Source organism: Oecophyllibacter saccharovorans (genome assembly GCF_006542375.1).
GTDB lineage: Bacteria > Pseudomonadota > Alphaproteobacteria > Acetobacterales > Acetobacteraceae > Oecophyllibacter > Oecophyllibacter saccharovorans.
Window position 1 is genome coordinate 15,215 of record NZ_CP038143.1, and the last position, 21,875, is coordinate 37,089.

At 58.3% G+C, this 21,875-nt stretch carries 20 protein-coding genes; 9 read left to right on the plus strand and 11 right to left on the minus strand.

The annotated features are described in order from the left end of the window. Positions 1 to 42: 42 nt before the first annotated feature. Positions 43 to 1,131 carry an alanine racemase gene (gene alr, locus E3E11_RS00050; protein WP_141450622.1) on the minus strand — a complete coding sequence of 363 codons (1,089 nt, stop codon included), beginning with the start codon at positions 1,129 to 1,131 and terminating at the stop codon, positions 43 to 45. 342 nt (positions 1,132 to 1,473) lie between these two features. On the opposite strand from alr, the gene E3E11_RS00055 reads away from it, so the two are divergent. From E3E11_RS00055 to spt, 3 genes are read left to right on the plus strand one after another with little or no spacing between them, the layout of a single operon-like run. Further along, positions 1,474 to 3,246, plus strand: coding sequence for a fatty acyl-AMP ligase (locus E3E11_RS00055; protein ID WP_141450623.1), 1,773 nt, complete (start codon positions 1,474 to 1,476; stop codon positions 3,244 to 3,246). A gap of 51 nt (positions 3,247 to 3,297) precedes the next feature. Beyond that, positions 3,298 to 3,561, plus strand: a complete 264-nt coding sequence (locus E3E11_RS00060; RefSeq protein WP_141450624.1) for an acyl carrier protein — start codon at positions 3,298 to 3,300, stop codon at positions 3,559 to 3,561. After that, positions 3,558 to 4,763 (plus strand): serine palmitoyltransferase, encoded by a 1,206-nt coding sequence (spt, locus tag E3E11_RS00065; protein ID WP_141450625.1) that lies wholly within the window; start codon positions 3,558 to 3,560, stop codon positions 4,761 to 4,763. The genes E3E11_RS00060 and spt overlap by 4 nt, the downstream gene beginning before the upstream one ends. Before the next feature lie 102 nt (positions 4,764 to 4,865). Here spt and E3E11_RS00070 read toward each other — a convergent pair whose 3' ends face one another. Both E3E11_RS00070 and E3E11_RS00075 read right to left on the minus strand, forming a co-directional pair. Beyond that, positions 4,866 to 5,825 (minus strand): hypothetical protein, encoded by a 960-nt coding sequence (locus E3E11_RS00070; RefSeq protein WP_231118918.1) that lies wholly within the window; start codon positions 5,823 to 5,825, stop codon positions 4,866 to 4,868. A gap of 93 nt (positions 5,826 to 5,918) precedes the next feature. Further along, positions 5,919 to 6,896: a diacylglycerol/lipid kinase family protein gene (locus tag E3E11_RS00075; protein WP_141450627.1), complete on the minus strand. Its 978-nt coding sequence runs from the start codon at positions 6,894 to 6,896 to the stop codon at positions 5,919 to 5,921. A gap of 323 nt (positions 6,897 to 7,219) precedes the next feature. On the opposite strand from E3E11_RS00075, the gene E3E11_RS00080 reads away from it, so the two are divergent. The 5 genes from E3E11_RS00080 to E3E11_RS00100 are packed head-to-tail and all read left to right on the plus strand — an operon-like array spanning position 7,220 to position 12,037. Further along, positions 7,220 to 8,200, plus strand: coding sequence for a metallophosphoesterase family protein (locus tag E3E11_RS00080; protein WP_141450628.1), 981 nt, complete (start codon positions 7,220 to 7,222; stop codon positions 8,198 to 8,200). 3 nt (positions 8,201 to 8,203) lie between these two features. Further along, positions 8,204 to 9,367, plus strand: coding sequence for an LptF/LptG family permease (locus E3E11_RS00085; RefSeq protein WP_141450629.1), 1,164 nt, complete (start codon positions 8,204 to 8,206; stop codon positions 9,365 to 9,367). After that, entirely contained in the window at positions 9,364 to 10,461 is a 1,098-nt protein-coding gene (locus E3E11_RS00090) for an LptF/LptG family permease (protein ID WP_141450630.1), read from the plus strand. The genes E3E11_RS00085 and E3E11_RS00090 overlap by 4 nt, the downstream gene beginning before the upstream one ends. A gap of 2 nt (positions 10,462 to 10,463) precedes the next feature. Continuing rightward, entirely contained in the window at positions 10,464 to 11,264 is an 801-nt protein-coding gene (locus E3E11_RS00095; protein ID WP_141450631.1) for a sterol desaturase family protein, read from the plus strand. After that, positions 11,261 to 12,037, plus strand: a complete 777-nt coding sequence (locus E3E11_RS00100) for a nucleotidyltransferase family protein (RefSeq protein ID WP_141450632.1) — start codon at positions 11,261 to 11,263, stop codon at positions 12,035 to 12,037. The genes E3E11_RS00095 and E3E11_RS00100 overlap by 4 nt, the downstream gene beginning before the upstream one ends. 4 nt (positions 12,038 to 12,041) lie before the next feature. Here E3E11_RS00100 and E3E11_RS00105 read toward each other — a convergent pair whose 3' ends face one another. After that, on the minus strand, positions 12,042 to 12,836 hold the full coding sequence (locus E3E11_RS00105) for a glucosamine inositolphosphorylceramide transferase family protein (protein WP_231118919.1): 795 nt from the start codon (positions 12,834 to 12,836) through the stop codon (positions 12,042 to 12,044). Positions 12,837 to 13,203: 367 nt separating this feature from the next. On the opposite strand from E3E11_RS00105, the gene E3E11_RS00110 reads away from it, so the two are divergent. Next, positions 13,204 to 13,944, plus strand: a complete 741-nt coding sequence (locus E3E11_RS00110; protein ID WP_231118920.1) for a lipid-binding SYLF domain-containing protein — start codon at positions 13,204 to 13,206, stop codon at positions 13,942 to 13,944. 53 nt (positions 13,945 to 13,997) lie between these two features. Here the strand turns inward: E3E11_RS00110 and mltG are convergent, their stop codons facing one another. The 7 genes from mltG to E3E11_RS00145 all read right to left on the minus strand — a co-directional run bounded on the left by mltG (position 13,998) and on the right by E3E11_RS00145 (position 21,504). Beyond that, a complete protein-coding gene (gene mltG, locus E3E11_RS00115) occupies positions 13,998 to 15,047 on the minus strand; it encodes an endolytic transglycosylase MltG (RefSeq protein ID WP_141450635.1) in 1,050 nt (349 codons plus the stop codon). A 57-nt stretch (positions 15,048 to 15,104) separates the two neighbouring features. Then, a complete protein-coding gene (gene fabF, locus E3E11_RS00120; protein ID WP_407938678.1) occupies positions 15,105 to 16,403 on the minus strand; it encodes a beta-ketoacyl-ACP synthase II in 1,299 nt (432 codons plus the stop codon). A 102-nt stretch (positions 16,404 to 16,505) separates the two neighbouring features. Beyond that, positions 16,506 to 16,748: an acyl carrier protein gene (locus tag E3E11_RS00125; RefSeq protein WP_141451994.1), complete on the minus strand. Its 243-nt coding sequence runs from the start codon at positions 16,746 to 16,748 to the stop codon at positions 16,506 to 16,508. A 155-nt stretch (positions 16,749 to 16,903) separates the two neighbouring features. Then, positions 16,904 to 17,647 carry a 3-oxoacyl-[acyl-carrier-protein] reductase gene (gene fabG / locus E3E11_RS00130; protein WP_141451995.1) on the minus strand — a complete coding sequence of 248 codons (744 nt, stop codon included), beginning with the start codon at positions 17,645 to 17,647 and terminating at the stop codon, positions 16,904 to 16,906. 34 nt (positions 17,648 to 17,681) lie between these two features. After that, on the minus strand, positions 17,682 to 18,626 hold the full coding sequence (gene fabD / locus E3E11_RS00135; protein WP_141451996.1) for an ACP S-malonyltransferase: 945 nt from the start codon (positions 18,624 to 18,626) through the stop codon (positions 17,682 to 17,684). Positions 18,627 to 18,726: 100 nt separating this feature from the next. Further along, positions 18,727 to 19,461, minus strand: coding sequence for a glycine betaine ABC transporter substrate-binding protein (locus E3E11_RS00140; RefSeq protein WP_141450636.1), 735 nt, complete (start codon positions 19,459 to 19,461; stop codon positions 18,727 to 18,729). 81 nt (positions 19,462 to 19,542) lie between these two features. After that, positions 19,543 to 21,504 (minus strand): M13 family metallopeptidase, encoded by a 1,962-nt coding sequence (locus E3E11_RS00145; RefSeq protein WP_141451997.1) that lies wholly within the window; start codon positions 21,502 to 21,504, stop codon positions 19,543 to 19,545. Positions 21,505 to 21,875 lie beyond the last annotated feature (371 nt).

Below are 21,875 nucleotides of genomic sequence, written 5' to 3' on the forward strand. Positions count from 1 at the left end.
CTCATGAATCCAAGAAACCGTGCGCACCACCCAGTTCATTTATCAGGACTGAATATAGTGACGGGTGAAACGGGTCCCTAACGATGTCAGGACTTCATAACCGCTGGTTCCTGCAGCCGCGCCCAGAGCATCCGGATCCTGCTGGGGACCCAGCACTGAAACCCAGCTGCCTTCATGAAGCGCACCTGCAGGAAGGCTGGTGATATCCACCATGACGCTGTCCATGGAAACACGTCCGGCAATCGGCAATGGTGTGGTGCCATGCCAGAGGCGACCCTGACCGGCAAGGGATCTGAAAAAACCGTCTGCATAGCCAATCCCGACCGTCGCCAGGCGGCCGGGCTTCTGGGCTTCCCACTCCAGCCCATAACCGGCCTGCGTGCCCGGCACGGTATCGAGCACCTGCAGAACCGGCGCTTCAAGCGAGAGAACCGGCTCCAGAACCTGTGTTGTTTCTGCATTGGGGGCCAGTCCATAGAGCCCTGCCCCTGGGCGCACCAGCTCGAAAAGATAATCCTTGCCGAGAAAAATGCCTGAAGTCGCCGATAGCGAGCGACGCACACCTGGGAAATTCTGTGCCATGGCGACAAACAGCTCTCGCTGGCGGCGATTTCCCGGATGTGCGGGCACATCCGCGCAGGCCAGGTGGCTCATCTGCAGGACCAGGTTGAGCTCTTTGAGAACATTTTCCTGCAGCTGTGCCGGCTGCAGCCCGAAACGGGTCATGCCCGTATCATACTGGATAGCGGCTTTAAACCGCTCTCCGGCTGTCTGGCAGAAAGCCTGCCATTCCCGCACCTGTTGGAGCGTATTGAGAACCGGAACAAGACCATGTCGAGCCATGACTGGCGCTTCAGCACGGGTACAGCCATGAAGGACAAAAATATCAGCCTGTGGCAGCACAGCCCGCAAGGCCTGCCCCTCTCTCGGATGAGCCACAAAGAAGCAGGCTGCCTGGTCCTGCAGGCTCCGCGCCACTTCACGCAGGCCCAGCCCGTAAGCATTGGCCTTGAGCACAACTCCGCAGGCAGCCGGGGCTGCTGCTGCAGAAAGACGCCTGTGATTGCGCTTTATGGCGCCCAGATCAATCGTCAGCCGCGCACATCTCTGCCCTTCCTGACCACCCGGCATCTTCTATTTCCACCTACCGCCGCTTAAACACCTCATATCTGGCGCGCATGATGGTAGGGGCGGCAAAAGGAATCAAGCCAGTCCCCTGACCGAAAACCGCTCCAGGCTTGTTTTTCCTTCAGGAGAGAGCGGGTTCACCACCCCCGGGACCGGCAAATTTCTTTCCCTTACTTGAGGTGTGGTAGGGATATGTATTAGAGACGTTCCCGAACAGGCTTCCGGCTTGAAAGGGCCGTGGCTGTCAGGTGCACCCTTACCTTATGAGCTGGGGTACGCGACATCATCGTTTACTGGACGGCGCCTCCTGCCTGGCAGGGAGTCCGAAGTGGAGCTAGTCAAGGTTTGACCGAGGCCAACCTCAATATTCAGAACGCCCCTGCGCCCACGCCCAGCCGCTCTGGTCTGCCCCGGCGCTACGGAGATTTTGCCTCCTTTCCCGCCGCCCTGGATTACGCTGCACAGGGAGAGACGGGTTTCAACATCTACTCCGGTCGCGGAGACCTGCTGGAAGTTCTGCCCTATCGCAAGCTGCGCCAGCAGGCCCTGGGCGTGGCGCGGCGCTTGCTCGGCCTGGGCATGAAACCGGGCGAGCGCGTTGCGATTGTCGCTGAAAGTGATGGTGACTTTGCCCGGATCTTCTTCGGCTGCCAATATGCCGGGCTGGTGCCGGCGCCGCTGCCGCTGCCGGTGGCTTTCGGCGGGCGTGAAGCCTACATCGCCACCCTGCGCGGCATGATCGCGCGCGCCGAGGCCACTGCCGTCATCGTGCCTGAAGTCATCGGCGGCTGGACAGGCGAAATCATCGCAGGTCTCGATCTTTCTTTCGGCGGCTCGCCCCGCGAGCTCATGGCTCTGGAGGAAAAAGAGGTCCCCCTGCCCCAAATCGGCGCCGATGACCTCTCCTATATCCAGTTCTCCTCAGGCAGCACGCGCTTTCCGATGGGGATCTGTGTTACCCAGAAAGCCGGCATGGCCAATGCGCAGGCCATTTCCCGCGACGGGCTGAAAGTCTTTCCTGAAACCGATCCGCGTGATGACCGTTGTGTGTCCTGGCTGCCGCTTTACCACGACATGGGCCTGGTCGGCTTCTTTCTGACCCCTATGACCTGCCAGTTGACCGTTGATCTTCTGCCAACACGCGAGTTCGCCCGCCGCCCCCATACCTGGCTGGAGCTTATCTCGCGCAATCGCGGCACCCTCGCCTACAGCCCTTCCTTTGGTTACGAGCTCTGTGCACGACGGGGCGCGCGTGAAGATATCGATCTTTCCTCCTGGCGTGTGGCAGGGATCGGTGGAGACATGATCCGCCCGCAGATCCTGGAGAATTTCGCAGAAACCTTTGCCAGCAAGGGTTTCGATGCGCGCGCCTTCGTAGCCAGCTACGGCATGGCTGAAACCACCCTGGCCATCAGCTTCGCACCGCTGCAGACAGGGATTCAGGTTGATACCGTCGACCTGAATGCGCTGGAAGAGGAAGGCCTGGCTGTTCCCGCAGGCCCCAAAACCTCAAAAGCAAGAACTTTCGTCCTCTGCGGCCTGCCCCTGCCCGGGCACCGTATCGAGGTCCGTGACAGTGAGGGTAAACCCCTGGCTGAACGCCAGGTGGGCACCATCCATGTCTGGGGGCCCAGCCTCATGGTAGGCTATTTCAAACAGCCGGAGGAAACAGCCGCCTGTCTCTCCCCGGCTGGCTGGCTGAATACGGGAGATCTGGGCTATTTTCTGAACGGCCAGATCGTCGTGACGGGGCGCGCCAAGGATCTCATCATCGTCAACGGGCGCAATATCTGGCCCCAGGACCTCGAATGGTCAGCCGAGAACGAGATCCCGCAGCTGCGTTCGCGGGACGTGGCCGTTTTCTCCGTGGACGAGGAAGGCGCGGAAAAAATCGTGGCTCTGGTCCAGTGCCGTCTGAGCGAGCCTGAGAACCGTGAAAAGCTCCGCCAGGAGATCACGGCCCTCTTCCGGCGACTGCACGGGGTCGAAGTCGAGGTCATTCTGGTCCCTCCGCGCAGTCTGCCTCAGACCTCCTCCGGAAAGTTGACCCGCGCCCGGGCCCGGGCCATGCTGTTGGCCGGAGAATTTGATAACGCGCCTTCCAGCCAGCCAGTCTGAGGGGCCGGTCGTTCCCGCTGCATCCTTGACGCTCCAAAAGGTTCCAGAAACATGTCTGCTCCCACGCCCAACGCTTCTGAGATTTCAGAAATCATTATTGAGAAGCTCCTGGCCAATCCCAAAGTGCCGCGTGACATCAACGGGGAGAGTCGGATCGTGGAAGATCTGGCCTTTGACAGCCTGGCCGTCATGAATTTCGTCATGGAAATCGAAGACACGCTTGATGTCTCCGTGCCTCTCGACAAGTTGGCTGATATCCGCACAATCGACGATCTGGCTGCCTGCCTGTATGAGCTGCGGAAAAATCAGGGATGAGTGAAGGAATTTTTGATAAACTCGCCCCTCTGAAAGCTTCCTACGAGGGCTTGCGCGAACTTAGTCCCCGAAACCCTTTCGGCGTCGTTATCGAACGCCCCCTTTCAGCCACGGTAGGGCTTATCGAAGGGCGCGAGACCCTACTGTTCGGCACCAATAATTACCTGGGGCTCAGCCAGTCGGAAGCTGCCCGGGATGCAGCTATTGAAACCGTCCGTGAGATGGGGATCGGCACTACCGGCTCGCGGATCGCTAACGGCACTTTCTCGCTCCATGACCGCCTGGAACGTCGACTGGCAGAGGTTTTCCATCGCCGTCATGCCATGATCTTTTCAACGGGCTACCAGGCCAATCTGGGCACGATCTCAGCCCTGGTCAACAAGGATGACATTCTCTTTCTCGATGCTGACAGCCATGCCAGTATCTATGATGGCGCACGGCTTTCCGGCGCGCAGGTCATCCGCTTCCGCCACAACGATCCGGCTGACCTTGATCGCCGTCTTGAGCGCACAAAGAATGCTCCTGGCGCCCGTCTGATCGTCGTCGAGGGTATCTACTCGATGACAGGTAATATCGCCCCCCTGAAGGACTTTGCCGACGTCAAGAAAAAGCATGGCGCAGCCCTGATGGTGGATGAAGCACATTCTTTCGGCGTCCTGGGAGAGCATGGACGTGGCGTGGCAGAAATGCAGGGATGTGAGAAAGACGTCGATTTCATCGTCGGAACATTTTCAAAGTCTCTGGGAACGGTCGGCGGCTATTGCGTAACAGATCATGATGAAATTGACCTGATGCGCCTCTGCTCACGACCCTACATGTTCACCGCTTCCCTGCCGCCCGAAATTATTGCCTCAACCCTGACTACCCTTGACGAGATTCAATCACGTCCTGAACTGCGCCGGCAACTGCATGAAAATGCAGCGCGACTGCATGCAGGCTTCAGAAAAGCCGGGCTGAAAACGGGAGACTTCATCTCTCCTGTCATCGCCGTGACCCTGGAGGATGTCCCCCAGGCCCTGAAGTTCTGGAACGCTCTTTTGGAAGCAGGGATCTATGTCAATCTTTCACTGCCCCCTGCCACTCCGGACAATCGCCCCCTGCTCCGCTGCTCGGTCATGGCGGCACATACAGCTGAACAGATCGACCAGACCGTTGACAGCTTTGCCCGGATCGCACGGGAGCTGGGCATTACGGCCGCCTGAATATCCTTTGAGAAGACTTGAAGATCACTGAACGGGTTCGGGGCGTAAAAACCATGCTTTCGGGCAGGATTTTTACGCCCCCGGCTTCAGGCCCAAGGCGAATCAGCCAGCGGAATGGCGTAATTTCCGAAAACGCCACAAAAGCATTGGCAGAGCCAGAAGAGGATGCTTTCTCTCAAACGCACTGACCGTGATTGCCTGACCGGTATGGCGTTCAATTTTCCATAAAAGATAATCCACCCCGCCCTCGAAAGTGAAAGCAGCTTTCAGAAGACGCAGAAAATTCAGTCCCTTGCCATAGCGACTGATTTTTTCCCAGCGTCTGACTGCCTTCTCCTTCAGCCCTGCAGGCAGTTGCGGACTCAGACGCGGCGTGCCCTCGAGCGTGCGGTAAGGGATTCCGGCTTCCACCCAGGCCGCTTCCAGCAACGCCTTGTAACGTCCTTCACGTCCCTGAAGAAGCTTTGTGCTGCGGTTCTGCTTTTCAACCCGTAACTCAGCTGCGTAAGTGCGTTTAAAGAGGTGATGCCAGAATTCAACGGCTGTTCCCTGAGAAGGGCCCAGAAGAGCAGCCCATTCAGCTGCGGTAACCACACAATCATGCACCACCCCCAGCAGGGCATCGGCTGCACGCGGTCCCTGCACCCAGACCATTCGAACCGGTTGACAGAACCGCGCCCAGATCGTCGTGTCCAGTGCCTGGAAAGTCGCACGTTGCTGAAACTGCGCCAGGGTCAGCAATGCTATCTTGGCCCGTAGCTTCCCTCTCTCAGTCTGGCTTTCCCGGTAAATAACATTTGGCGGCAATATCCGGTTGGCTGCCTGCAGCTCCCGGTTGCCTGGGAGATCCTCTGCCTGCACAAAGATCACATAAAAATCCAGCAAGCCATCTGTCTGCAGGGCACGCGACTGAGAGCCGTAGAAGAGAATGGCCAGGGGCTGGACAGAAAAAGAATCAGCAATCTCCCGGGCAAAATCTGATATTGCCGGCTCCACCCTGCTTGTCAGTTCAGAAATGAGCAGACGATTGAGGCAGCTCGAAGGGTCTGTGCGGGTCATCATAGCCATGATTCATGAAGATGAAGGCTGCCTTAAGGCAAGCAGCCAGTCTGGCAGACCGGAAAGTGGTTCAGCCCAGTGTGTCTCAGATATATCTCAGGCCTGAAGAAAGCGAAACAACGGGCCCCTTTCCAGCATCAGCCGCCCATCAGCCGCTGCCGGAAAGACTTCCCCATCCAGAACGAATTCGCTGTCCGTTTCAAGCATCATACCCTTGTTGACCAGATCGCTGACATAGTCCGGATGATTTCTGAGCCAATCCGGCACACGGCCTCGCAGCAGATGCAGGAGAGCACCGGACAGGCGCTTCGGAAAAGCGGAAACATTCAGGAAATGGAAACCATGCCGATTGGTACCGCTCTCCCAGAAGGGCCAGATTCCATTGGACAGCTTTTCAAGCGCCGTCACCAGGAAGATAAAGCTCTGACCGTTGCCCTGAAGCGTCTTTTCGGCAACTTCTGCTCCCTTCTGCTGCCAGCGCAAGGGATTGCCCTGAAGCCACTTCTGGCGGCTACGCCGCAGCACCAGGCTGGCAATGCTGGAAACCAGGGTCAGAACGACGGCCAGGTTATGGGGCGCGAATTTCAGCACGGTCGGCGAATGGGCAATCCGCACTGCCCGCGCATAGCCAGTGCAACCACCGAACATCCCCAGAACGGGGCGGCGTTCGGGCGCGCCCGGCCAGGTCAGCCGGATGGGCGCGCGCATGCTGCTGCGAAACGGTCGTTCTGAAAACAGGCGGTCCAGTGCTTCCGGGCCACGCAGGCCAAAGCCGACATCCGAGGCAATAAGATTGGTATTTCCTGAAGGCAGCACGGCAATGGCCGGCAGACGGTCAAGAGGATATACCTGTTCAATCGCGCTCAAAGCCGCACTGACCGTCCCGTCCCCCCCATTGAGAACGATCAGCTCCACCCCCGCTTCATGCAACTGGCGCACATGATCAAGCAGCTTTCCTTCGTGGTGGACCGAAATGCAGAGATTTCCCAGTCTTTCCCGACCGGCTTGATAGAATTCATTGCCGTCATGGCGATTGCGACGGCTGGTCGGATTATGAATCAGGGCTATCCGCACGTTTTCCCTCAGGGCTGCAGCGCCCCCTCAAGGGGGCATGAAGCTGCGGACTATGCCATGGTGTTGCCATGAAAGACAGAGGGCGCGGAAGGCTGTACCGACAAGAGAGCAGACCATGGCGATCCTGCATCGTTTTCGCCTCTCCGCTCTCCAAGCCCTGGCCGCAAGCTAGCGGCCTGACCAGAAGCAGGCTATGCTCTGCTGATGCCCTCTGGTGAAACGACGGAAAAATGACTGCTCGATCGTCTTTTCGTCCCTCCTCACTCTGAAGTCGCCGGGCCGCCTTCCATCAGCCTGCACCCAGGCCTGTAACCGGGAAAGACATGCTTTCTGACACGTCAGCTGAAAATGCCTCTGTCGGGCCTGGCGCATCCGTTACATTCGCACATATTTCCGACCTTCATCTCCCGCCGCCTGCCCTGCCCTGGAGACGTTTTCTAAACAAGCGCCTGCTGAGCCGGCATTACTGGCAACAACACCGGCGCCACCAGCACCTGCCTGCCATCCGCGACCGCATGCTGGCCGATATCACGCGTGACAGGCAGCTGAACGCTCTGCTGATCACCGGCGACCTGACGAATTTCGGCACGCCGGAAGAATTTTCCCAGGCGGCCAGATGGCTGAAAACGCTGCCTCTGCCAGCCCTGCTCGTGCCTGGTAACCATGATGCCATGGTCGCGGCACCCTATGCCCAGACCGGCAAGTTATGGGAGCCCTGGAGCGCCGAGCACTATCCCTATATCCGCCATTTCGGCAATGTCGCTGTCATCGGCCTCAACTCTGCCGTTCCCACACCTCCTTTCATGGCTTATGGACATATAGGCGCAAAACAGCTGACCCGCCTGGGGGCTATACTTGCTACCCTAAAAGATCAGAACATCTGCCGGATACTGATGCTGCATCACCCGCCTCAGCGTGGCCTTGATTCTAGGCTTAAAAGCCTGCGTGATACCGAAGCCCTCGGCAAAGTCCTGCAGCAGCACGGCACTGAGCTCATTCTGCACGGCCATACCCATCAGGCCACCCTGAGCGAAATCGGTAATGCCAATATTCCCCTGCTCGGCGTAGGAGCCACCTCCATGAAGCATGACCATCCCGAGCGCATGGCCAGCTGGAACCGGATCTGTATCACGCGCCCTGCCCATTTCCAGGATCAAACCTCTTCATCCAGCCAGGGCTGGCAATTTGAAGTCACCCGGCGCAGCGCTGAAGGCGCTGTCCTGCAGAACATATGCTGGAACAGCGAGGATTTCAGGGGCAGTCTCAGGACCACACCTGCCCAGTGGCAGGGCGGAAAGGCGTAGGAGATGCGCAGCCGCCTGCCAACGCTGGACCGATATCTGCTCAAGCAGCTGATTCCGCCGTTCGCCATCGCTCTGACCACGATGCTGATCGCGCTGCTGCTAGAAAGGCTTCTGGTCCTGTTCAACCACCTGGCCAGCGCCGGCAGTTCGATCGCTACGCTCATTACCCTGCTGACTGACCTGCTGCCTCATTACATGGGGCTGGCCTTGCCGGCTGCGCTGTGTATTGCCGTTTTTCTGACCATTCACCGCATGAGTGAACACAACGAGCTTGATGCGCTGCAGGCTGCCCATATCTCTCTGTTGCGCATCTCTGTTCCTTACATGAAAGTCGGGCTGCTGCTGGGCGCGCTCAGTGTGCTGCTCTATGGTTATATTCAGCCGGTTGCGCGCTATGATTACCGGGAAGGCTTCTATTTCGCCCGCCATACGGGTTGGGCGCCGCATCTGCAGTCCGGAATGTTTGCAAGCACCTCAAAACACACCATGCTGACAGCTGATTACGTTGATCAGGGCGGTTCACGTCTGCGACGGGTCTTCATCCGGGAAATTATGGATGACGGCACCCTGAAAATCATCACTGCCCCGCGCGGACTGCTGACGATCTCGGAAATTCATGCTGCAACGGAGCTGGATCTCTGGGACGGCTACATTCTCAAAAGCAAAACCCCGTATCTCGTCGGCTCGACTGCCACCATCACACATTTCACCCATGTGGCGCGCGTGATCGAACGGGCAAAAAAACAGAACTCCTTTCGTGGCCGCGGCGAAGACGAGCGTGAACTGACGCTTTTCGAGCTGATCCATGCCCTGCATTACGGCGCCCCGGGCATATCCCATCTTGACCTACGCGCTGAGCTGGATTTCCGCATGGCGCGCGCGCTGGCCATTCCCTTCATTCCCCTCCTGACCGTCGCATTTGCTGTCGGCAGGAAACGCCGCCAGTCCGTTCTGGGGCAGATCGCCCTGGCGCTCATACTGGTCGGCTTCAATGAGGCGCAGCTTTTCGGCCATAGCCTGGCTGCGGCCGGGAATCTGCCGGTCTGGCTGGCAATCTGGGTACCTGAAATCATTTTCTGTGCTTTCTGTGTCTATGCCCTTCTCTCCCGCTCCCAGGTGCTGAAAGGTCATGGAAACGCTCAGGTTAAGGCGAGACGCGCGGCATGAGCGTAATCCCTCCCCGTGTCCTTTCTCGCTTCTTTCTGAAACCGCTCCTGGTCAGGATTCTTCTGTGCTGCGCCGTGCTGTGCGGCCTCCTGGAAGTTCTGGCGCTTCTTGAGCAGGCCGGCACCATTCTGTCGCGTCACCTGGGCATGCACGGTCTCTTCAAGTTCATGCTTCTTCATCTGCCAGCGCTGATGACGGAGATCATGCCCCTGTCTGTCATGATCGGCTCCCTGTTCACGCTTCTCCAGATGGCCTTGAGCAGTGAAATCGCCATCATGCGGGCAGCCGGACTTTCAACTTTTGAAATGTTCCGGCTTCTCCTGCCCGTCCCCATCCTGCTGGGCCTGCTTACGATGGCCGTTCAGTTCTGGGTGGTGCCCCCCTGTGAGCAGGAGCTGACAACCTGGTGGAACCAGACCGCCACTGCAGTGCATGACACACAAGGCCTTCCCGCCCTCTGGTTTCGCGAAGGGAGCGCCATCGTTCATGTCGAGCAGGTCAGCACGGGGGGAAAGCATCTGCAGGACGTCTCGGTATTTCAGCGTGAGAAGCAGACCGGCATTCTGACAGCGGCCTATCACTTCCCGGCCTTGCAGCGTGAGGGCTCTCAGTGGATTTCAGCCCCTGGTGCCACTGCAATCCGGGTGGCGCCGGATCAGGAAAGTGCCGAGGTGGTTGCATTCACTCAGAAAGTGTTTCTGCCCACCACGCCCCGGCAGATCATGGCCATGACGATGGACAGCCCGATCTATACCCCTGGGGAAATTCTGAAGGTTCTCCACCGCCAGGCCCCTGCCAGCTTGCCGATATCCAACTACCGCATGACGTTTTTTTCAGCACTTTTTCTACCCCTGGAAATGGCGGTCATGCTACTCATCACCTTGCCGGTGACTTACATTCCTCCACGAGCTGGCATCCGTAATCCCTTGCCCGTTTATGTCATGGCGGCAGGCTTGGGGATCGTTATTCTACAGGGTATGATCTCCGCACTTGGGAATGCCGGATCGCTTCCTGTACTGCTTGCTGTATGTTCTGCACAGCTGGTTGCAGCTCTTCTGGGATTGGGCTGGATTTTACGCATGGAGGACAAGTGACGATGATCAATCCCTTCCGAAATACGCCCTTCATGAAAAAGGGTCGCAGTTACGACCTGGGGAAAATGAGCCTGAAACAGATGTGGAAGGCTTATCTCACCTATCCGACCATTCTGCTGTACTTCCTGCTTATCCTCGTTACGGTCGGCCTGAGTCTCTATTTCTACAAAGGGTTCTGGCAGACTTTCATTCCGGTGCCGGTCGTCGTCGTCGTTTTCCCCATCGTCTGGTACATCATCCACCGCTGGATCATGCACGGGCGCTGGTTCTACCGTAATCCCATCACCGCAGCGATGTGGAAACGCATTCACTGGGACCATCACCAGGATCCCCATCTGCTGGAGGTTCTGTTCGGCTCTCCCCTCTACACCCTGCCCACCATGATTGTCGTGACCATGCCGATCGGGGGATGGATCGGGGGATGGAGTGGCGCCTTCTCAGCCCTGGCGACCGCGCTGGTCATGACCTGCATCTATGAATTTTTCCATACCCTGCAGCATCTGGCCTACAAGCCGAAATGGAACTGGGTTATCTACATCGTCCAGCTGCATATTCTTCACCATTTTCACGATGAAGACGGCAATTACGGTATCACAAACTATCTTCCTGACCGTCTTCTGGGCACTTTCTACCGCAAGGCCAAGGACCGGCCGCGCAGCCCCTATGTCTTCAACCTGGGTTACACGCTGGAAGAAGCCCAGCTTTACCCCTGGGTAATGCAGCGCACAGGCGCCCCACCACGCGATCGGCCCGATCCGGCGCGTGTGCCGAAATCGCCCAAGCTGTCCAAAGAGGCTTCGTGACGCCTCTTCCGGTTCTCGTACTGGCAGGTTCACGCGAGGGCCCTCTTGATCCTTTGGCCCGTTACGGCAAAGTCACCCATAAAGCGTTGCTTCCTATTCAAGGCGTACCGATGGTGGAGCGAGTGATCAAGGCGCTCGAGATCACGCCTCAGATCGGGCCGATCTGGGTCAGCATCGAGGATCCCGAGTGTCTGCAGGCTTATGCAGACCGGGTCCACCTTCTGCCCGCAGCTTCCACCCCGAGTGCCAGTGTCAGCCAGGCTCTGGAACTCATCGGCACGCCCTGCCTGGTCACGACGGCGGACCATGCCCTGCTGCGAAAGGAATGGATTGAAGAATTTCTCTCCCAGAGCGCGCAGAGCGGTGCTGACCTTACAGCCGCAGTAGCCAGTAGGCAGACCGTTGAACGCGACGTTCCAGCCACCAAGCGCACCTATATCCCTCTGTCCGACCGGCAGCTCTCAGGCTGCAATCTGTTCTGGCTGGGCACCCCCCGTGCGGGAGCAGTGGTCAAGCTGTGGGAAAAGCTTCAGCAGGAACGGAAACATCCGTTCCGCATGGCCTGGTTGCTGGGGCCGGGCACGCTTGTAAAAGCGTTATTGCGGCGCCTTGGAACACGGGACGTGGAAGAACGGATCCAGGCTCTGACCGGAGCGCGCGTTGCCTTGATTGAGATGCGCAACGGCCAGGCTGCGGTGGATGTCGACAAGCTCGAAGATTATCATCTGGTCGAGCGGCTCCTCGACCCCCAACCCGCTTCACAAGTGCCCTGAGCCCTCAGAAAACCCTTTTTCCCAATCGGCGCAGATGATGGGTCAGGTTGAACTGACGCTTTTTGAGATCAATGAGCGTAACCTCTCTGGCCCCGGCCAGGGTATGCAGCCCGTCGGGATAAGCGCGCTTCATGTCTGCAGGGGGCGGCAACAGGGAACTGCTGGACAGGACCTGGGGCTTCGGCGCATCAAAGTGTCCGATTTCCAGAAAACGCAGTCCCCCTCCGTAAGTAAGTGTACAGTCCTGAACGGGAAGGATGATGTTTTCCCCCTTCTGCCACGGCGTGCCACCCGGACGGGCTCCTGCCCGGTCCCGGTAGAGTTCTCCAAGATTGTTCCAGGGGCCGCACAGGGTGGGGGCTACTGAGATCTGAAGCACGCTCTGGCGCGCCGGCGCTGGTAGCGGAGGCGTCCAGAAAAGCCACCATTTCCCCGCATGGAAAAGGGGCGTGGCATCAATAGCAGCAATCGGGAAAACAAATTGTGGAACTTCTTTCCAGACAAATGGAAACTGCTCCGCCCGATAAAGGGTCAGCTTTCCAGATTTAAAGGCTTCGGGGAGAAGATAGATCTCCCCTTCATGTCTGAAGACATAAGGATATGAAAGATGCCAGGGCTGGGAAAGCACAAGGCGCTTTTCAAGCAGGTTGAAAGTTCTGTCATAGATAAAAACGTCTATGACGCCCTTACGGGTCAGATAATCATAATTTTCTGCAAAGACGTAGAGTTTCTCCTGCTCCCACAACCCGAAAGGGTCCGCCAGAAAACGATGGGGGCCCGGCATGGGCAGCGCGGTCATGGCAGCCCTTGCGGCTCTGCCGGCAGCATACGTCTCTATCGGCGCATCCAGAATAAGGCAGTGCCACATATCCCGGTAGAAAACAGACATGATGACTTCTCCTCATGGCATTAGAGCTTTTCCCTGACTGGATTGCCTATACAGTTCAGACGGGCGCGGTGGCTTTCATAATGTCGCATATTATCCGGAGCACAGCGGAACAGCGCCCTGTTCCTGAAGACCGCTAACGAATAAAAACCACATTTTTAGGTGACGATAGACTTCGCTCCTCTTAAAATTTCTGAAATTTTCCAAGCTTCAATGGATTTCAATGGATCTGGCAATGGCTGCAATCTCAAAACGTTTCTCCGCTCGGCAAGCCACAGGCTTGATCACCGCTGCTCTGTCTGTGCTGGCTACCGGTGTGCTGGCCACATCTGTTCAGGCAGCCGGTACCAAGACTGCCAATACCAGCAAAGAGCAGCTGCTCATTGAACAGGCCACCACCACTGTTCAGAACATCTTCAATGGCAGCCAGGCCAGCTCTCGTCCCCAGAAGATCTTGACGCGGGCACGGGCGGTTCTGATCTGCCCCTCCATCATCCGCATGTCGTTCGTTTTCGGCGGTTCAGGAGGGCGCTGTCTTCTGCTCAGCCGTGATGCACGGGGTTCGTGGTCCGACCCGGCCTTTTATCACCTGAGCGGTGGGTCCTTCGGGCTGCAGCTGGGGTATCAGGACGCTCAGGTCATGTTCTTCATCATGACCCAGCATGGTCTGCAGGCCCTGCTGGACCACCAGTTCAAATTCGATGCCAATGCCGGTGTCTCGTTCACAAATCTGGGGGCCAATGCCGAAAGCAGCCGCACTCCTGAAAAAGGAAGCGATATCTACGCTCTCCAGAAGGCCAATGGCGTTTTTGCCGGTGCCGCTCTGGGAGGGACGAAACTGACCTCCGACAGCGCCGCTGACCGGGCGTATTATCATCAGGTTGTGGGGCCGGAAGACATTGTCATCAACATGCGCGTCAATAATCCTGCGGCTGATCCGTTGCGGCGGATTCTCATGAAGGCCGCTCCGGCACCCAAGCTGCCTGTCACGGCGCCTGCCAATAGTGATACCCATCCCTGATACCTGCCTGAAGCGCTCTTAGGCTGATACCAGGCCAGGGCGCTTCAGAGTTTTCAGGGGGTCGGGGCAGAAGGTTGCGTCTGCCGGTAGGCGCGTATGTTGGCCTCATGTTCAGCAAGGCTGCGCGCAAATCTGTGGCCTCCCTGCCCATTGGCCACAAAGTACAGATTATCCCCGGGGACCGGATGCGCGGCCGCCTTCAAGGAAGCCAGCCCGGGCGAGCAGATCGGCCCTGGCGGCAAGCCACCCACCAGATAGGTGTTGTAAGGACTTAAGGTCTGCAGGTCCTCATGAACCAGCGGAGGGCTCAATACTCCCCATCCGTCACTGAGCGCATAGATGACTGTCGGATCTGTCTGCAGTTTCATGCCAAGACGCAGACGGTTCAGAAAGACCTGGGCAACAACCGGTCTCTCTTCCGGCACAGAAGTTTCCTTCTCAATCAGCGAAGCCAGAATCAGCAACTGCTCAGGGGTTGTTATCACGCCCTGCAACGCCCGCTGGTCACGCTGTGCCCAGACCTCAGCCAGGGTTTTAGCCATCAGCTTCCGCATGGGCTGCACCACCTGCGCACGTGACATATTGCGCTGATAGGCATAGGTCTGTGGTAGCACGCTGCCCTCATTCAGCGGCGGCACAACGCCCTGAAGACCGGGAACCTGTGAAAGGGCATGACGGATGTGTTGCGCCGTCCATCCCTCAGGCACCGTAAAATAATGCTGCACCGGTGTCCCATGGCGAAGAATCTGCAACAGATGCGCGATTGAAACACGTGCCGGAAGGGCGAATTCATCCGCATGAATCGCTCCTTCATGGGCCGTCACCAGGAGGACCACACAGAAAAAGTTCCGTGATATCCATCCAGGTGCCAGGGCCCCCTGCCGTTGTAGAGCGTCAGCTACCCGGAAATTATTGCCATGAGGAATAATGACATCTCTGGGCGCAGCCAGGGGGCCGGGGTCCGTGTAGTGGCCATATCCGGCCAGCACGCCGGCCAGAAGCGCAACCGGCAGGATGAAAACGAGACGTCGGAACCGGAAGAATTCTTTCCAGCGGCCTTTGGAATCAGCCTCTTGCGGCGTGGAGGAAGGTGGAGCAGGCATAGGCAGCTCCCATCAGGAGACTTTCAACAGGACAGGCAATGCGAGACGGTACTGGCTTCATTCTTCAAAACGCTTGAGCACCAGGCTTGCATTCGTGCCACCGAAACCGAAGCTGTTTGAAAGCGCCATATCAACCGAGCGTTCCTGCGCCTGGTGGGCCACGCGATCAATAACGCTCTCGCGCTCCGGATTATCCAGATTCAGCGTGGGCGGCACCACCCCGTCACGCATTGCCTGCAGACAGAAAATGGCCTCGACTGCGCCGGCGGCCCCCAGCAGATGGCCAATTGCGGATTTGGTCGACGACATAGCCACATTCCTGGCACTGTCACCGAAAAGCCGTTCAACCGCCCCCAGCTCCAGCTCATCGGCCATGGTGGAGGTACCGTGCGCGTTGACATAGCCGATCTGATCGGGGGTGACACGCGCATCCTTGAGGGCTGCCGTCATGGCCCGGAAAGCGCCAGCATGCTCCTTGGCCGGAGCCGTGATGTGGTAGGCATCCCCCGACATACCGTAACCGCTGATCTCACCGTAGATCTTGGCACCACGGCGCTTGGCGTGTTCATACTCTTCGAGCACGACCACCCCTGCCCCTTCACCCATCACGAAACCATCACGGTCCCTATCCCAGGGGCGGGAGGCTTTTTCCGGGGTGTCATTAAAGCCGGTTGAAAGCGCGCGCGCTGAACAGAAACCGGCGATGCCCAACGAGCAGATAGCTGCTTCCGCTCCCCCGGCAATCATGACATCAGCATCTCCGTGCTGGATCAGGCGGGAAGCATCACCAATGGCATGCACGCCGGAAGCGCAGGCGGTTACCACGGAATGGTTGGGGCCCTTGAAACCGTAACGGATGGAAAGATGCCCCGCTGTCAGGTTGATGAGGGCTGAGGGAATAAAGAAGGGAGACAGACGCCGGGCCCGCCCACTAGCCACAGTCAGCGAGGCTTCATAAATCGTCTGCAGCCCACCAATGCCGGAACCGATCATGACACCTGTTGCGCATTTGTCTTCCTCGCGCTCGGGCATCCATCCGGAATCTTCCACCGCCTGAATGGCGGCCGCCAGACCGAGGTGGATAAACCGGTCCATCTTCTTCTGGTCCTTGACCGGCACCCAGTCGGAAAGGGTAAGCCCCCCTTCGGCAGTAGGGCCTTCAGGAACCTGTCCTGCAACCTGTGCAGGCAGGTCTGAAGGGTCGAAATGCGTAATGCGACCGATGCCCGACTGTGCCTCGATCAGACGTTGCCAGGTCAACTCGGCACCCACGGCCAGCGGACTGACCATGCCGATACCCGTGACCACAACCCGTTTTCTGTTCGATTCAGCCCCGCTCATCGACGCCCCGCTCATTTAACCCTGTCAGGTGGAAGAGCTGCTTCCACCCTGTTCTGGTCTGGGGTCGATCCTCTGACCGACCCCAAGACCTTGTCTTCCTGGTTCGTCAGAAACGCCTCAGGCCGCTTTCTGCTTGCTGATGTAGTCGATCGCGTCGGAAACAGTCGCAATTTTCTCGGCGGCATCTTCAGGAATTTCCACCGAGAAAGCTTCTTCAAAGGCCATGACGAGTTCAACCGTATCAAGGCTATCGGCGCCCAGATCATCAATGAAGGAAGCATCCGGGGTGACCTTGCTGTCCTCAACGCCCAGATGTTCGACGACGATCTTCTTCACCTTATCAGCAATTTCGTTGCTCATTAATCTCGTGTCCTTCAATCCCAGATGGGTATTGCGAATCAAACCAAGCCAGTCTCCACCATGGAAACAGGCTTCCCGCGCAACAGAGCCTACACCAAACTCCGTCAGGCAAAACAGGGCGCGCTTAGCACGGCTTGCCAGCTGCGCCAAGCTTTTCAGATCATCGCCATGCCGCCATTGACATGAAGCGTGCTGCCAGTCACCCACGAACCGGCATCAGATGCCAAATACACCACTGCTGCCGCCACGTCATCCGGATTTCCCATCCGCCCCAGCGGAATGTTGCCCAGCAACCGCTCGCGCACCGCTTCAGGCAGCGCTTCCGTCATGGAAGTTTCAATAAATCCCGGTGCTACGACATTGACTGTAATGCCGCGCGCGCCGACTTCCTGGGCCAGCGCTTTGCTCATGCCGATCAGACCGGCCTTGGCAGCAGCGTAATTGGCCTGACCGGGATTGCCCGTTGCCCCCACAATGGAAGAGATGGAGATGATCCGCCCGCTTCGCCGCCGCAACATCCCCTTCAGCGCGGCACGCGACAGGCGGAAAGGACTTTCCAGGTCAACCGTCAGCACATCGGACCAGTCACTGTCCTTCATCCGGATGGCCAGTGTGTCGCGCGTCAGACCGGCATTGTTGACCAGGATGTCCAGAGGCTGCCCGGCCGCTTCCTCAGCCCTGCCCACCAGAGCGTCCGTCTCTGCCGCATCGGCAAGATTAGCCGCAACACAGTAAACCCGCTCGGAACCGAGCGCCTCAGCGAGTTGCTGCAGAACACCCTCACGCGTTCCACTGAGGACGACACTGGCGCCACGCTGGTGAAGCTGCCGGGCAATCGCGCTGCCGATGCCACCGGTTGCACCGGTGACCAGAGCCAGTTTGCCTGTGAGCGAAAACAGATCGGTCGTGTCAGTCATGCTGAAAAAAGCCTTGTTAAAAATTCTTCAGGAGCGTTTCTATTTCGGCAGGCGTGCCGGCATGATCAGCTGTCATATCAGGCGCGATACGTCGGGCCAGGCCTGTCAGAACCTTGCCGGCCCCGAGCTCATGCTGCTGCGTCACGCCGGCTGCCACCATGTTCAGCACTGTCTCGCGCCACCGAACCTGACCTGTCACCTGCTGCACAAGCAGGCGCTTGATGTCCTCCGCATTGCTGACTTCAGCAGCGGTCACATTGGCCACTACAGGCACCCGGGGCGCCTTGAAGGATACCTGAGCCAGGGCTGCCGCCATCTCCTCAGCTGCCGGAGCCATGAGGGTGGAATGAAAAGGCGCTGAGACCGGAAGCTGCACAACCCGCCGCACTCCGCAGGCCTTGGCGCCCTCCATGGCCCGTTTGACAGCAGCCTCATGGCCGGAAACGACAATCTGTCCCCCCCCATTGTCATTGGCAATTTCCAGGACCTGACCCTGACTCATTTCCGCGCAGAGCTTCTGGGCGTCCGCAACCTCAATACCCAACAGGGCCGCCATGCTACCCAGCCCTGCGGGGACCGCGCGCTGCATTGCCTGCCCCCGCAGGCGCAGCAGGCGCGCACCCTCAGCGATACCCATCACACCGGCCGCAGCCAGCGCCGCATATTCCCCCAATGAGTGACCGGCCATGAGCAAGGCTTTGTCCGGCAGGGAAAATCCACCTTCCCTTTCCAAGGTCCTGACAACTGCCAGCGAGACCGCAAACAGGGCCGGCTGCGCGTTTTCCGTCGCAGTCAGCGTCTGCGCTTCCCCTTCAAACATGAGCCGGGACAGATTCTGCCCCAACGCCTCATCCACTTCCTCAAACACTTCCCGAGCTGCAGGAAAGGTTTCCGCCAGTTCCCTGCCCATTCCAACCGACTGGCTTCCCTGCCCCGGAAAGACAAAAGCGTGACGCGTCATCGAAGTCATCAAAAGTCCCGTTTCACCTGTTGCAGATGTGAAAAGTCTGTCATGAGTTTGAGAGAACAGCAGGCCAAACAGAATTACGCCTTTTCTGCCGTCAGCGTCCCAGAAGACGGCCGCGCTGCCAGGCTTCCGCTGCCTCATCAGGGTCCACGCCTTCTATACTGACCGCATAATCGAGAGCGCTCATCACACGGTTGCCCAGCATCATCCCTGAAAGCTCGTCCAGCAGATCCTCGTCCATCTCTTTGCGCAGACCGGCACGCAGAAGCATTCTCGCCTCCTGGGGCCGGCCCAGAAGATTCTGGGGGTCAGGCAGGATTTCCAACAGGTCTCCATGGAAAACAGCATGGGGCTGCCAGGCCAGAACAAGTGGATTTTCTTCACCTGCCTGCCTGCCACCCTGCACCCGCTCAAAGAGTGCGCCTTCTCCCACCTTCTCAAGCGGCACCTGCGTCAGTTCCGGCAGGGCTTGCTGTATTTCCTGGGCCAACGGGAGCAGGTCTTCTGCCACCAGAAAGACTGAATATCCCTCCTGCGGCCAGTTTTCAGGAGAGCTGCTCCCCTCCTTTTTCCGGCGTGCCAGAGTGGGCTGGGGTTGATAGAGCTGGCCGATCACTTCACGCCCTGCCCGCTCCAGAGACTGGTCCTGCGGGATCCAGAAAGACACCAGCAGGTCAACCTCCTGGCTTTCAAGCGCATCTTCTCTTTCATCGCTCCCCAGATCAATGAAAGAGACATCAATGCCATTGGCTTCGACCACCCGCGCCACAGCGCTGGCACAGGCTGCATGGAGCGCTGTGTAAAGATGACCGATAGCTAGATGGGACATGGAGACCTCATTGAAGGCAAAGAGCGGATAAAGAGAACAGTCCGAAGCACCTGGGCCAGCCTTGAAACGCTGGCCAGCAGCCTACCAGATCTTTACGCGCTGCGCAGGCGGCAAGTAAAGCGTCTGGCCCGGCGTGACCTGAAAGGCTTCATACCACGCATCAATGTTATGGGCCGGCATGTTGACACGCGCCACCGGAGGCGCATGTTCATTTGAAAGAACCAGTCTCCTCAACGCATCGGGACGATATTTCTCACGCCATACCTGGGCCCATCCCAGAAAGACGCGTTGATCGCCTGTCCAGCCGTGCATCATAGGCCCGCTTCTGCCATGCTGGCTGTTGCGGTAGGCCTGCAGACCCAGATTCAACCCGCCCAGATCGGCGATGTTCTCGCCCATGGTCATCTTGCCGTTCACGTGCAGACCGGGCAGCACTTCGACCTTGTCATATTGGGCCCCGAGCCTGGCAGCCAGCTTATCAAACGCTTCTGTCGAGCGTTTCGTCCACCAGTCATGCAGGCGGCCATTCGCATCATAATGTCGCCCCTGATCATCAAAACCATGGCTCATTTCATGGCCGATCACCCCGCCGATGCCGCCGTAATTCACCGCCATGTCCCCCTTCGGGTCAAAGAAGGGCGGCTGCAGGATGGCTGCGGGAAAGACGATCTCGTTCATTGTCGGGTCGTTATAGGCATTGACCGTCTGCGGCGTCATGCTCCACTCGTCACGGTCAACCGGTTTATCGAGCCGTGAAAGATCGTGGGCCCAGTTGAAGGCCGCTCCCCGGACCGCATTGCCGTAAACGTCGTTTTCCCGCACCACCAGGGGACCGTAATCCCACCATTTCTTCGGGTAGCCGACCTGAATGGCAAAATGGTCAAGCTTCTGCAGGGCCGCCTGGCGGGTCGGCGCATCCATCCATTGATTATGCTCCAGACGCTGGTGAAAAGCCGCTTTCAGCTCACCAACCAGACCGGTAATCCGCTTCTGGGCTTCAGGCGGAAAATAATGCGCCACGTAAATGCGCCCCAGAGCCCAGCCCATGGCCTGATTGGTCGCATTCACACCTCTTTTCCAGCGCGCCGGCTGCTGGGCGATGCCATTGAGGGTACGGCCGTTGAAGTCAAAAGCCGCCTGAGAGAAATCATCTGACAGATAGGGCGCGGCATTGTCAGCCAGGTGGAAGGCCAGCCAGGCCTGAACAACGGGCCAATCCGCGCCTGAGATGACCTTGGCCATGGCCGCAATGGCCTTTGGCTCACGCACGTTGATGACACGGTCTTCAAGTCCGGCCTGCGGCACCCCGAGCGCCAGCAGCATCCCTTTCCAGTCCACCTGGGGCGCCAGCTGTGCCAGCTTGCTGACCGGCATCGGATTGAATGTCTGAAGCGGGTCACGCGTCTGGTCACGGGGCAGCTCCACCTTGGCAAGAGCTGTTTCCAGGTCCACGACTGCACGGGCGTTCTCAGCCGGTGCGGCCCAACCGCTGAGGCCCAGCATCCGGGCCACATAAGCCTCATAGGCCTGTTTCTTGGCAGCCAGCTTGGGGTCGGTGTAGTAGCTGATGTCTGGCAGGCCCAGGCCGCCATTGACCCCGATACTCATGCCCTGGTCGAGAACGAGCATGTAGCGCGAAGGGTCCGCCTGATCCTGCTCAATCCCCAGAGCAAAGGGACTGTACATCAGCGAACGTCCGGCCTGGCCGAACACCTGCGCCAGTGACGCAGGATCATGCACCTTATGGATTGCGGCCAGATCGGGCTGCAGGGGCGTATTGCCCAACTGGTTGACGTGGGCCACATTCATGAAACTGGCATAATAGGCAGCGAGTTTCCCCAGCTCGTCTGTAGGTTCCTCTACTGCTGAGTCCGTTTTCCCCACCGCCTCATCCAGCAGCAGGCGCTGACGCGCCTGGGAAAGCTGATAAAGGATGCGGAAGGGCCCATAACTGCTCATATCGGCCGGAATCTGCAGTTTCTTCAGATAAGTGCCATTCGCATAATCGAAGAAATTATTGCCTGGCACGATCGCCCGGTCCATGCCGGCCTGATCAAAACCCCAGCCATCCTGGTAAGGCGGAGGCAAGGCAGCCTGCAGAGCCTGGGTGGCCGCCGCATTCTGGCCTTCAGCCCCCCCAGTGGACTGGGCGGGGGAAGCTGCAGGACTGGCCCAGCCAACCCCACTCCACAGGAGCATGCCACCCAGGGCAAGGGAGCTGACGCCACGGCACAGACAGGTCTTCAGGGCAGTGTAGAACATGGCGAAACTCTCCTTTGCCAGAATGCAGCATCAGATGCGGCATCAATGATCTGCATCAGTGAATATGCATATGATTACAGGAGAGCGAAACAGTCGCAACTTTTCCCGGGGTCTTTTCCAGCCAGATGCCTCCTTCACTGCCATACGGATCT